General features: G+C 65.1%; 12 protein-coding genes and 1 pseudogene. 8 read left to right on the top strand and 5 right to left on the bottom strand.

Features of this window, described 5'->3' with window-relative positions; translation table 11 throughout:
* Positions 1–110: 110 nt before the first annotated feature.
* The 6 genes from pdxR (at position 111) to Tharo_RS01405 (ending at position 6462) form a co-directional block, all read left to right on the top strand.
* Positions 111–1610, top strand: a complete 1500-nt coding sequence (gene pdxR / locus Tharo_RS01430; protein WP_107219676.1) for a MocR-like pyridoxine biosynthesis transcription factor PdxR — start codon at positions 111–113, stop codon at positions 1608–1610.
* A gap of 173 nt (positions 1611–1783) precedes the next feature.
* Entirely contained in the window at positions 1784–2215 is a 432-nt protein-coding gene (locus Tharo_RS01425) for a TIGR03757 family integrating conjugative element protein (RefSeq protein ID WP_107219675.1), read from the top strand.
* The gene (locus Tharo_RS01420) at positions 2212–3162 is read left to right on the top strand and encodes a TIGR03756 family integrating conjugative element protein (RefSeq protein ID WP_107219674.1); all 951 of its coding nucleotides are present in this window, start codon (positions 2212–2214) and stop codon (positions 3160–3162) included. Before Tharo_RS01425 ends, Tharo_RS01420 begins: the two co-directional genes overlap by 4 nt.
* A gap of 10 nt (positions 3163–3172) precedes the next feature.
* Positions 3173–4579, top strand: coding sequence for an integrating conjugative element protein (locus Tharo_RS01415; RefSeq protein ID WP_107219673.1), 1407 nt, complete (start codon positions 3173–3175; stop codon positions 4577–4579).
* Positions 4576–4929, top strand: coding sequence for a hypothetical protein (locus Tharo_RS01410; protein ID WP_107219672.1), 354 nt, complete (start codon positions 4576–4578; stop codon positions 4927–4929). The genes Tharo_RS01415 and Tharo_RS01410 overlap by 4 nt, the downstream gene beginning before the upstream one ends.
* Before the next feature lie 15 nt (positions 4930–4944).
* Entirely contained in the window at positions 4945–6462 is a 1518-nt protein-coding gene (locus Tharo_RS01405; RefSeq protein WP_107219671.1) for a conjugal transfer protein TraG N-terminal domain-containing protein, read from the top strand.
* Here Tharo_RS01405 and Tharo_RS01400 read toward each other — a convergent pair whose 3' ends face one another.
* The 3 genes from Tharo_RS01400 to Tharo_RS01390 all read right to left on the bottom strand — a co-directional run bounded on the left by Tharo_RS01400 (position 6463) and on the right by Tharo_RS01390 (position 7736).
* Positions 6463–6834 (bottom strand): DUF3742 family protein, encoded by a 372-nt coding sequence (locus tag Tharo_RS01400; RefSeq protein WP_107219670.1) that lies wholly within the window; start codon positions 6832–6834, stop codon positions 6463–6465. It lies immediately after the preceding gene.
* A gap of 120 nt (positions 6835–6954) precedes the next feature.
* Complete coding sequence (locus Tharo_RS01395) at positions 6955–7419, bottom strand: type II toxin-antitoxin system YhaV family toxin (RefSeq protein ID WP_107219669.1); 465 nt, start codon at positions 7417–7419, stop codon at positions 6955–6957.
* Positions 7419–7736, bottom strand: coding sequence for a type II toxin-antitoxin system PrlF family antitoxin (locus tag Tharo_RS01390; RefSeq protein WP_107219668.1), 318 nt, complete (start codon positions 7734–7736; stop codon positions 7419–7421). Before Tharo_RS01390 ends, Tharo_RS01395 begins: the two co-directional genes overlap by 1 nt.
* 315 nt (positions 7737–8051) lie before the next feature.
* Here Tharo_RS01390 and mobH point away from each other — a divergent pair.
* A pseudogene (gene mobH / locus Tharo_RS01385) lies at positions 8052–9832 on the top strand (MobH family relaxase).
* Between the two features lie 26 nt (positions 9833–9858).
* Here the strand turns inward: mobH and Tharo_RS01380 are convergent.
* Positions 9859–10155 carry a helix-turn-helix domain-containing protein gene (locus Tharo_RS01380; protein WP_107219666.1) on the bottom strand — a complete coding sequence of 99 codons (297 nt, stop codon included), beginning with the start codon at positions 10153–10155 and terminating at the stop codon, positions 9859–9861.
* A gap of 97 nt (positions 10156–10252) precedes the next feature.
* Here Tharo_RS01380 and Tharo_RS01375 point away from each other — a divergent pair, with 97 nt between their 5' ends.
* Complete coding sequence (locus Tharo_RS01375; RefSeq protein ID WP_107219665.1) at positions 10253–10879, top strand: substrate-binding domain-containing protein; 627 nt, start codon at positions 10253–10255, stop codon at positions 10877–10879.
* A 34-nt stretch (positions 10880–10913) separates the two neighbouring features.
* Here the strand turns inward: Tharo_RS01375 and Tharo_RS18135 are convergent, their stop codons facing one another.
* Positions 10914–11036, bottom strand: a complete 123-nt coding sequence (locus Tharo_RS18135) for a hypothetical protein (RefSeq protein ID WP_425444942.1) — start codon at positions 11034–11036, stop codon at positions 10914–10916.

Genomic DNA, 11036 nt, shown 5'->3' with positions numbered 1-11036 from the left:
TTGCTTGTGGTTCCTGTGAGTGATGGGTTCTTGACCCCGTTTGAATACTGATTTATATGCTTGTATTGGCATGTTGTTCCCCACCAATTTTTTGAAGATCTGCCAGCCATTTGTTCAAGCACGCCCAACTCGAATCCGTCAAAGCCTGGCTGGTAAACCCCGCGCACGCGGCTTTGCCCCTGCACGCGCGTATTCAACGTGCGATCCGGCAATTGATCCTTGATGGCGCCCTCGGCGTCGGTAAACCCCTGCCCGCGTCGCGCGCGCTGGCGCAGTCGCTGGGCGTGTCGCGCGACACCGTCGAGGCTGCGTACAGCCAGTTGCATGCGGAAGGTTTCATCGAACGGCGCGTGGGCAGCGGCAGCTTTGTCTCGGAGCGGGCGCAGCGTTTGCCAAGACGCGGCGCTGCACAGCGTCCCGGATCACAGCGCGAGCCGCTGCGCCTGAGCCTGCGCGGCGCCGCCATGTTCCAGGGGGGCGGCGTGCGCGACTTTCTGGCGTCACGCCCGTTTGCCCCAGGCGTGCCGGAAACACGCAGCTTTCCGCTACAGACCTGGGAGCGTCTGGAGCGCCAGGTGTTGAAGGCGTACGGCACCCAGGCCCTGGCGCACAGTCACCCGCAAGGGATGGAGCCGTTGCGGCGCGCCATTGCGGATTACGTCAATCTCGAACGTGGGGCGCGGGCGACGCCCGAGTGCGTGCTGGTGCTGACTAGTTCGCAGCAGGCCATGACCCTGTGCGCCAATGTGCTGCTTGATACCGGTGACAGGATATGCATCGAAGATCCGGTGTATCACGGGGCGCGCAAAGCGTTCGACGCCGCGGGTCTGGCATGCGTGCCCATCCCGTTGGACGCCGATGGCATGCGGGTGGAGCACCTGCGCGATGCCGCGCAACCGGCCAAAGCGGTCTTCCTGACCCCCTCGCATCAATTCCCGACCGGGGCGACATTGGCGCTGGACCGGCGACTCGCGGTCATCGAGTGGGCGCGGCAGCATCAAACCTGGATCATCGAGGACGACTACGACAGCGAGTTCCACTATGCCGGCAAGCCGACCGCCTGCGTGCAGGGGCTCGACGCGCATGACCGGACCCTCTACATCGGCACCTTCACCAAGTCCTTGTTTCCGGGGCTGCGCATCGGCTACATGGTGCTGCCGCCCCAACTCGTGGCGCCCATGACGGTGGCACGAACCCTGCTGGACGGGCACAGCGCGCCGATCCCGCAACTGACGCTGGCGCGCTTCATCGAAGGCGGACATTTCGGCGCGCACGTGCGTGCCATGCGCGGCGTCTATGCCGAGCGGCTCGACGTCCTGGTGCGGCTGGTGCGCAAGCACCTGGCCGATTTCGTTGAACCGAGGGTGCCGGTCGGCGGGATGCAGATGCCCTGCGTCTTCATCCGCGACATTCCCGAGCGCGAGGCCATCGATACCGCGCGCCGCGCCGGCATTGATCTCCTGGGGCTGACGGCGCTGCATGCGTCGAACGAACACGCGTCGAAAGAACAGCGGGCCGGTTTCCTCATGGGTTTTGCCGCCTATACCCCGACGGAACTGGAGGTCGCGGTCAAGAAGCTCGCGGATGTGCTTCGCGCATTGGCGCGGTGAATACCTGCGAAGTCCCGCGCTTGGGGAAGCCCGGATAGCGCGGGAAAGTCAGGCACTGACGAATCGTTCAGCGTAGCCGTCCAATCCGGACAGCCCCCGTTTCCGATTCCTTGTCGCAACCGTGTACCGCATGCGCTGCACTACCGGAGTCATGAACTCCGAGGTGGCGCGTCGTGCACTGTCTTCCTTCCCTCGTTTTCGCCCGGCAGCTTCTGCTTGCTACTTCCGCCACTGCGGCAATCTTCTCCGCGAGCGTCTCGGCCGCAGAAATCTGGGTCATCACCGACCAGGCACATCCCGTCGCGGGTGATGCGGACCGGCGCATCCTGCTCGACGCCCCCGCACAGATCGAAGCCGAACTCGCCGCCGGACTGCCACCCGACCCCGGCCGGGCCGCCGCCGTCGTGCAGCAACGCCTGAAGCAAGGCGGTACCGACCTGCAGCGCCGCCTCGGAACGGCCTATCAGGGCGTGGCCGATGCCTGGCGCCTGGGCATCACCAATATCCCGGCAGTCGTGGTGGATCGCAGCTACGTGGTCTACGGCGAGACGAACGTGGCCCGCGCCGTCGCCCGAGTCGAGCAGTACCGGAGGGCGCAGCCATGAACCCCCTGTTGACCGCACCTTCCCAGCGCCTGCGGATCACTATTGCTTCGCTACTGTTGAGCGGTGCAACGTCATCCTTCGCCCTGAACACAGCGACCATCGTTTCCTCGGCCGTGTCGCCGAATTGCCTCGAGTACCGCGTCGTCGGCATCTGCTACTGGTTGTTCTGCACCATGTTCGGCTGCTCGGTGCGCACCTCGGTGAAGGTGCGGCACTACATCCCCGACGCCGTGGTGTCGAGCTACTCCAACACCGGCGAGAACCCATGGGTGGAAGTGCGCGCCATGAGCATGCCCAACCCCACGGCCAAAGCTGGCGGCGACGGCACCACGAACCACGACAACGAGAACAACCTCGCCAAGTTCAAGAACGCCGACGTGATCGGGCATCCCGCTGGCTCGGTGTTCAGCCAGTTCGCCAGCGCATCCGGCTATACCTGCCGGGGCGCGGGCACGGCCTTCATGCCGTATCTGCTGAGCACGCTCGACACGTTGGCCTGGCGCTACAACGTCCCCGAGATGGTGTACCCGGAAGCGTTGATCCCCGGCATGCGTGAAATCGGTGGCCGCACGACGCTGAACCTGTGGGGCAACGTCTATCCGCGCGGCGGCTTCCTGCACCAGACCGACGACTACAAGAGCGGCGCCGTAGTCGCGCAGCGCGCAGGCGACATCGTCACCCGCCGCGCCCAGCCGCACGTCTATCAGCCGCTGCTCGCGACCGCGCGCGATGGCTACTGGCCCGCCGGCGCGCTTGTGGAGACCGACGCATCGACCGGCAAGTGGCAGGAGCTGACGCCGACGCTCTCGACCACCTGCGCGGTCTTCCCGCATGGCAACCCACGGGTGCAGGCTCAGCAGGGCGATTACGCCTGGGCGCTGTGGCGGCCGTATGCCTGCTGTCAGCGCCGGGGGCAGGTCTTCCTCGGTAGCGTCGATTTTCAGTGAGGTGTTTCCGATGAAAGCGTCCTTATCCCGTTTCTCTCAGCGGGCCAAGCCCGACGCCCTGGCCGTCGCGCTCGTCTGCACGGTAACAATGGCAGCGGCCGGTGTCGCCTGGGCCCAGACCCGCATCGACCCCAGCGGCGTCAGCGTGAGCGGCAGCGTCATCGGCGACGACGTGCTCTACAGCATCGGTGGCGGTCGGGCCGTGTCCATGGGCGGCGCCGGGAACATGCAGAGCATCGGCGTCGGGATCGGCTGGAACAGCAACCTGATCTGCGGAAACATGAGCATCACGACGACGCTGCAGAACCAGCTCAACGGCATCACCAACGGCTTCCAGGCGATCATGAGCACCGTGATCCAGAACGCCACCAGTGCAGTAGCGTCGCTGCCGGCGCTGATCATCCAGCGCGCCGATCCGGGTCTCTACAACCTGCTCACCAACGGCGTCCTGCAAGCCCGCCTGGATTTCGATCGCTCGAAGATGAGTTGTCGGGCCATCGCCAATCGGATGGCGGACATGGCCGGCGGGCAGGCCGGCTGGGACCAGCTCGCCGAGGGCATGGCGCTGCGCGATGCGGTCAGCAGCACCGATGCCGTCTCGGCCATCGAGCAGGCCGAGTCGAACAAGGGCAACAACGGCGTGCCCTGGGTCGGTGGCAGTAACGCTGGTGGCTCGGGTCAGAGTTCGATCAAGGTGGTAGGCGATGTGACACGCGCGGGCTACAACCTTCTCAACGGGCGCAGCGTCACCGATACCTCGTCGATCGCCCATGCCAGTTGTGGCAACCGGCTGACCTGCCAAACCTGGTCCTCTCCTGCGGCGGCTGCAGCCTGGGCAACCCGCGTGCTGGGCGAGCGCGAGCAGCGCACCTGCGAAAGCTGCACCAAGACCCAGACCACGCCGGGCGTCGGCCTCACGCCGGTGATCCAGGAGGAGTACGAGACCAAGCTGCAGGCTTTGCAGGAGTTGGTGACGGGGGCAAAGCCGACCACGGTGACCAACCTCGACGCGGCGGGCAGCAACTCACTGCCGATCACCCGCGGCGTGATCGAGGCCCTGCGCGACGAGCCCGACCAGGATCTGCTGGGCAAGCGCCTGGCCTCGGAGGCGGCGCTGTCCAGCGTGCTGGAGAAGGCATTGCTGTTGCAGCGCACGCTGCTGACCGGCAAGAAGGAGCCGAACGTCGCGGCCAACGAACTGGCCGTCAAGGCGGTCGACCAGGAAAACAGCGCGCTGGAGCAGGAGATCAACAACCTCAAGACCGAACTGGAACTGCGGCGCACGCTGGCCGGCAATTCCGCGATGGCGATCATCCAGCGCCACGGCACGCGCGCCGGTGACTCGCGCGGCATCTTCGAGGGCGACACCACGCGCGATCGGCTCAATGAAGTGCAGAAGCCCCGGAGTACGCCATGACCTGGCCGACTTGGCTGCGGCCGTCGTGGTTGTTCAACCGCCGCGCGGGCATCGCGCTGCTGTGGGCGCTGCTGATCTTCGGCGTTTCGGTGACCGTGAACGTCGCAGGCATCCATGTCGTCGGCAGCATCGACGGCTGGGAGCGTTGGCTGCACGCGCACTCGGCCCACTTCCTGGCCTGGCGCCTCGCTCTCTACGCGGTGACGGCCTATGGCTGGTGGTGGATGCGGCAGCGCCTGCGGCAACGCGAGCCGATGGCCGAGACGCATCAACGCTTGCTGCGGGTCGAGATCGCGGCCGTGGTCACCGTCGTGTTGCTCGAAGGCAGCCAATGGCTGCGCAACGGTTGACGCGAGGAGGACGTCATGACCCTCTACACGACGGACTACCTGGAGTATTACCTGACCCTGGTGGGTTGGCTGGTCAACAATGGCATCTGGAGCACCCTCGTGGCCAGCGGCGTGTTCGCGCTGCCGTTCGTCGCCATCGTCATCCAGGAATGGCTCCGGGCGCGGGCGGAAGGCGCGGACGAGGGCAACAAGGGCGTGCTGTCCTCGATGCGCATCGAGAACCGCGTCTGGGTGGCGATCGTGGTCATCATGTTTGCCGGCATCCCCTTCATTCCGGTGGAACTGAACACTATTCGCTTCGATACGAGCCGCTCCGCGCAGTGCCAGGTCAGCGTTCCTCAGCCGGCGGATACGGGCTGGTCCAACGCCTACACCACGCTCAACAACCAGAGCGCGCTGGTGCCGGTGTGGTGGTTCTTCATACACGCCATCTCGAAGGCCGTCACCGGCGCCGCGGTAGCGGCGATCCCCTGTGGGACCGATCTGCGGCAGATGCGCATGGATGTCGATGCCGCGCGGATTGACGATCCGGTCCTCGCGCAGGAAGTCGGAGACTTTGTGCATGACTGCTACGGGCCATCGCGCGCCAAGCTGTTCATGAGCCGGCCGACGCTCTCCGACGAGCAAATGAACGACGTGACCTGGATCGGTTCGAGCTACTTCCTCGACACGTCCGGCTTCTACGACACCTATCACTCGGGCACGCCGCGCACGGCCTGGCCCTATGACGCGACCCGCGACGCGGGGCTCGCCCAGATCGACAGCGGCGGCGGCTATCCAACTTGTCGGCAGTGGTGGGCGGACGGCAGCAGCGGGCTGCGTGCGCGCCTGCTGGCCCAGGTCGATCCCGATCTGCTCTCCCGTGTCGGACGCTGGGCGGGGTTTCTCTCGCAAAACGAGGTCAATGACTCGGTGATCCGCGCCGTCGTCTCGCCCCGGCAGCAGAAGATGAACCAGGGCGCGGTCTATACCGACTACGGCGGCCAGATCGAGAAGACGCTGCCCAACATCGTGACGCGCGGTGCCGGTGACCTCGGGATGACCGTTGGCTCGCTGGGCTTCTTCCCGGCCATGGATGTGGTACGCCAGGCGCTGCCGATGGTGCTGTCGCTGCTCAAGATGGCGCTCGTCATCTGCACCCCGCTGGTGCTGCTGTCCGGAACCTACGAGCTGAAGGCCTTGGTCGCAGTGAGCTGCGTGCAGTTCGCGCTGTTCTTCGTGGACTTCTGGTTCCAGCTCGCGCGCTGGCTCGACAGCACGATCCTTGATGCGCTCTACGGCTGGGGATTCGGTGCGAATCGGCCGCACAGCAACTTCGATCCCTTGATCGGCCTGAACAATGCATTCGGGGACATGCTGTTGAACTTCGTCATGGCGACGATGTTTGTCGTGCTGCCAACCTTTTGGGTGGCCGCGCTCGGCTGGGTCGGTGTGCGTGCCGGAACCGCGATTCAGGGATTGGCCGCTGGAACACGCGATGCGCAAGCGGCAGGAGGCAAAGGTGCTGGGGTGGCGCTGAAGGCTGTGAAGTAGTTAAGCCTGGTCGTCGTCGGGATCGTGTGGATCAATCCGCTGATCGTTGGACGTGTAGAGACCATATCCGGCAGGGCCGTACCGCCACTCTGTCTTTTGCTCTTCGTCGTAGCTTCCATTGTCATTGAGGAGTATCCAGGCACCTGCTAGCGCAAACACGAGCAGCAGCGCCAGCCAGAACGCGGTGTAGAGCAGTATGCCGATCGCAGCGAGTTTGACCACCAGCAACACGGTCTTGGCAGCGCCTGGTGCCCATCCGCGTGTGAGCAACCGACCATGCGCCCGTCGATCCAGACGCACACAGTTTCGCCACGCCCGACCCAGCGTGCGGCCGAGATATTGTGCGAAGGTGGTCTGTGCAGCGGTCTTCATGGTGGGGCTACCTCATGGTCATCCTGTTTCTTGTTCGTTTGAATCCCGCATGAGTTATCAACTCATGGTCTAAATTCTGTGCAGAATCTAATCACGCTAAACACGATGGAAGGCAGCGCATCAGCCTTTGCGCTCGTTCTGCCAGTCGGCTTTGCTCGCTGCCACCAGCGCGGCCCAATCGTCCGGCGGGTTGCCGCGTCCCAGCATCTTCTCGAACACGGCATAGGGGTCGGACTTGCTGCCCGCCGATCGCAAGGTCTGCTCGTCGTTGACCCAGGCGTACACGATGACCTTCGCTTTCGAGTCGTACCGGAAGAACAGCCGGTACCGTCTTCCGAGCTTGGCCCGCCGCCAGTGGCGATAAGCCGGCCCCATGGTGTTGCCCTGACGATACTCGTCACGCGCTGGATCGCCCGGCACCACGTCTTGCATCAACTGGACCAAAGCCCGGAAGAACTTGACATTGGCGTTGGACGCAAAGCCCTCCGGGTCGTTCTCTTGCGCACGCAGCACGGCCGCGCGCAGCTTCGTCAACTGCTCGATCAGGTTGTCGTGAAACAGCAGCGTCCAGCCATGCTGCCGCATCAGATTTCCACGTCCTCATCGAAGTCATCGCCCAAGACGACCTTGTGGCCTGCATGCTCCAGCATCGTGCGAGCCAGATCTTCGGGCAGACCGCGGATGTTCCGGCCTGCCTCGATGTCGCGAGCCAGCAGGGTCAGGAACGCGGCAATGGCGGGGTCTTCATGCTCGGCGTCAGCACGGGTCACGACCACTTCGCCGCCGCGCAGGTCGAACGCCACCTTGCCGCCGGTGTCCACGCCCAGCACCTGCCGGATGGACCTGGGCAGCGTGATCTGACCCTTGGAGGTCAGCGTCGCGACTTCGTGGATTTCGGGCATGGCGGCACTCCTGATGGCAATGCCTACATGGTAAGGAAAGTTCCTTGCCATGTCAATGTGAGGGCGCATGGTGCTCCGTCCCGGTCGATGAAACGGCTCCATCGTAGGGGCGGCACCGCCTGCCTTCCCGCCTCAATCCGACTTGAGCCAATCCCGTATTGGCAGTGGCTCGGCAGGCCTCGTTGCTCTATATCCAAAGGCTTCTTCCGTAAAGGTCAAAGGGCTGGGAAGGGGCAAGGGAACGGGGCCAAGGGGAAAGGCCCTACCCGAAAAGGCCAAAAGGCTCCCGACCGGCCCTGTCATCCGGGGTTCACCATGCTCTCGCTGTTCCAACGCAAACGGGTGCCACCCGCCACCGGCGCGCCACCCACACCCACCGAGCCACCCAAAGGGCTGATGCGGCCGGCTTCGGCCGCATCGCTGCTGGCGACGCCCCGCCGGCAGAAGCTGCTGGAGCACATCTGGCAGCGCACCTCACTGTCGCGCCGGCAGTTCGCCACGCTGTACCTCGCCCCGCTGGAACGCTACGCCGAGCTGGTCCAGCAGTTCCCAGCTTCCGAAAGCCACCACCATGCCTATCCGGGCGGCATGCTGGACCACGGCCTGGAGATCGTCGCCTATGTGCTCAAGCTGCGGCAGTCGCACCTGCTGCCCGCCGGCGCCACACCGGAAGCGCAGGCCGCCCAGGCCGAGGCCTGGACCGCCGGCACCACCTACGCGGCGCTGCTGCACGACATCGGCAAGATCGCCGTCGACCTGCATGTGGAGTACGACGACGGCACGGTCTGGCACCCCTGGCATGGGCCGCTGCGGCGACCGTACCGATTCCGCTACCGCAAGGACCGCGAGTACCGGCTGCACAGCGCCGCCACCGGGCTGCTCTATGCCCGCCTGCTTGATCGCGACATCTTCGACTGGCTGAGCGGCTACCCCGACCTCTGGGCAGCCTTGCTCTACGCCCTCGCCGGCCAGTACGAGCACGCCGGCACGCTCGGCGAGCTGGTGGCGCAGGCCGACCAGGCATCGGTGGCCCAGGAACTCGGCGGCGATCCCGGCAAAGTGCTGGCTGCGCCCCGGCACGCGCTGCAACGCAAACTGCTGGACGGCCTGCGCTATCTGCTCAAGGAAGAATTCAAGCTGAACCAACCCCAGGCCTCGGATGGCTGGCTGACCCAGGACGCCCTCTGGCTGGTCAGCAAGACCGTCTCCGACAAGTTGCGCGCGCACCTGCTGTCGCAGGGCATCGACGGCATTCCGTCGAGCAACACGGCCGTGTTCAACGTGCTGCAGGACCATGGCATTGCCTTGGCCACGCCGGACGGCAAGGCGATCTGGAAGGCCACCGTCACAAGCGACGCCGGCTGGTCGCACAGCTTCACCTTCCTGAAGCTGTCGCCCGCGGCGATCTGGGAACCCGCCGACCGGCCGGCTTCCTTCGCGGGCCGTGTGTTGGTCGATCAGGAGGAACAGGACGAGCCGGTGCCGCAGACGCCCGTTGAGCCTGAAGCCCATCGCGTGGAACGCGCGGCGGCGGCTCCAGCGGTCATGCCGGCCGCACCCATGACCGCGGACAACGACGTGGCGGCGCTGCTCGATCTGCTGGACGTCACGCCCACACCATCGACGCTACCGATCGCATCCGAGTCCGGGGACAAGCCTTCCGGCACCCACTTCATGGCCTGGCTGCGCCAAGGCATCCAGTCGCGCAAACTCATCATCAACGATGCCAAGGCGCTGGTGCACACCGTCGATGGAACGGCCTACCTGGTCAGCCCTGGTATCTTTCAGCGCTATGCGCAGGAACACCTGCTGGTCGCCGCGCTGGCCAAGCCGGAAAAGCTGGAGGGATGGCAGTGGGTGCAGAAGGGCTTCGAGAAGCTGGGCCTGCACCGCAAACAGGCCAGCGGGCTGAACATCTGGACCTGTGAAGTCACCGGGCCGCGCAAGTCGCGGCGGCTGCACGGCTACCTGTTGACCGATCCCCAGACGCTGTTCCAGGAGGTGCCTCCGAACAACCCGTACCTGCGTCTCGCCGACGAAACCGCAAAGCGCGAAGATTGAGCCTTGGGGGCAGGAACGACGACGAGCAAGGATAGACCAGCCGCCGCAATGCAGGCCGGCTTCAGTCCGAGGACTTGGGCGATGCCAGCTTGTCCTCGGTGAGTGCCATCAGATGGGCAGAACTGCATTTCAGCGCACGGGCGATCTTGAGGATCAGGGGGAGCGTGGGAACGTGTTCACCCCGCTCGATCTTGCCCATGTGCGAGCGCTCGATCCCGGCCAGATGGGCCAGCGTCTCCTGGGCGATGCCCTGGTTCGTTCTTTCTTCGCGCACGGACGCCCCGAACGCGATGGCGGGTTCCGCTTCGTAGGTGGTGGTGCCGGTGGGCCGGCCTCGTTGAATCGATCGCTTTTGCATTGTCAAAAGCGTCGAATACAGTCAAGATTTAAACCACGTTAAACTTAACTCAATCCAGCGGCGTCGCCGCGAATCCACTGCCTGGGGGTATCTGGACGTGAAGCCGAGCGATGCCTCCACCGAAATTCGAGTGGCCGTCCTTGGCGAATGGGTGCCGCCCCAGCTTGCCGATGTGCTCGCACTGCAGCGCGCCGAAGAGCCCGAGACCGCAGCGGCTCTCGTCGATTGCACGGCCGATGACCGGGCCACACAGCAGCCGGGCGAAGGCTTCGACTTCGCCCTGTCCACGGCTGCTTGGCAGTGGCCGGGCTGGGTATGCGAGGCGCTGTGGCATGACACGCTGGCGGTCGCAGTGGCCAAGCGCTCGCACTTGCTGGCTTACCGCGAAGTGCCTTGCTGCGAAGTGCTCAAACAGCCCTTGATCTGCGCACAGTCAACGGCCGACGAGCCATGGCGCGCGGTGGTACAACGTCTATTCGAGGATGCGCTTCAGGATCGCGAGCAGACGGTCAGCACCTTCGACATGGCGATGACGCTCGTCTCTGCGGGATATGGCATCGCCGTCGCGCCGGCCGTGCGGCTGACCGGCTACCAGCGCCGAGGCATCGCTGTGCGGCCGCTGGCGGGCGCGCCGACCGTCGTGATGGCTTACCTGCTGCGCCCCCATGCGTCATTGACCGAACCCCAAGCGAGGTTTGCGCGCCGCGCCCGATCCGTGTCCTGACACCATGGCACCTCGCACCAGCCAGCGCCTGCCGTTACGCGAAACTCAACAACTGCGGGGACCACTCGCTTTCCTTCGCGGTCGTGCTCACCGCCATGATGAGCTTGTCGAGGTTGGCGGCGGTGGCGCTTTCCAGGGCTGAGCGGCCGCGCAGCAT

Origin of the sequence: Thauera aromatica K172 (assembly GCF_003030465.1) — a bacterium.
Classification (GTDB): Bacteria; Pseudomonadota; Gammaproteobacteria; order Burkholderiales; family Rhodocyclaceae; genus Thauera; species Thauera aromatica.
Note: the sequence above shows the minus strand (reverse complement) of the source record. Positions and strands in the feature narration are given on the sequence as shown.

Bases quoted from the DNA above. Each gene is read 5' to 3' on its own strand.
- Tharo_RS01420 (WP_107219674.1), top strand. From the start codon at position 2,212: ATGAACCCCCTGTTGACCGCACCTTCCCAGCGCCTGCGGATCACTATT.
- Tharo_RS01415 (WP_107219673.1), top strand. From the start codon at position 3,173: ATGAAAGCGTCCTTATCCCGTTTCTCTCAGCGGGCCAAGCCCGACGCC.
- Tharo_RS01410 (WP_107219672.1), top strand. From the start codon at position 4,576: ATGACCTGGCCGACTTGGCTGCGGCCGTCGTGGTTGTTCAACCGCCGC.
- Tharo_RS01405 (WP_107219671.1), top strand. From the start codon at position 4,945: ATGACCCTCTACACGACGGACTACCTGGAGTATTACCTGACCCTGGTG.
- Tharo_RS01400 (WP_107219670.1), bottom strand. From the start codon at position 6,834: ATGAAGACCGCTGCACAGACCACCTTCGCACAATATCTCGGCCGCACG.
- Tharo_RS01395 (WP_107219669.1), bottom strand. From the start codon at position 7,419: ATGCGGCAGCATGGCTGGACGCTGCTGTTTCACGACAACCTGATCGAG.
- Tharo_RS01390 (WP_107219668.1), bottom strand. From the start codon at position 7,736: ATGCCCGAAATCCACGAAGTCGCGACGCTGACCTCCAAGGGTCAGATC.
- Tharo_RS01380 (WP_107219666.1), bottom strand. From the start codon at position 10,155: ATGCAAAAGCGATCGATTCAACGAGGCCGGCCCACCGGCACCACCACC.
- Tharo_RS18135 (WP_425444942.1), bottom strand. From the start codon at position 11,036: ATGCTGCGCGGCCGCTCAGCCCTGGAAAGCGCCACCGCCGCCAACCTC.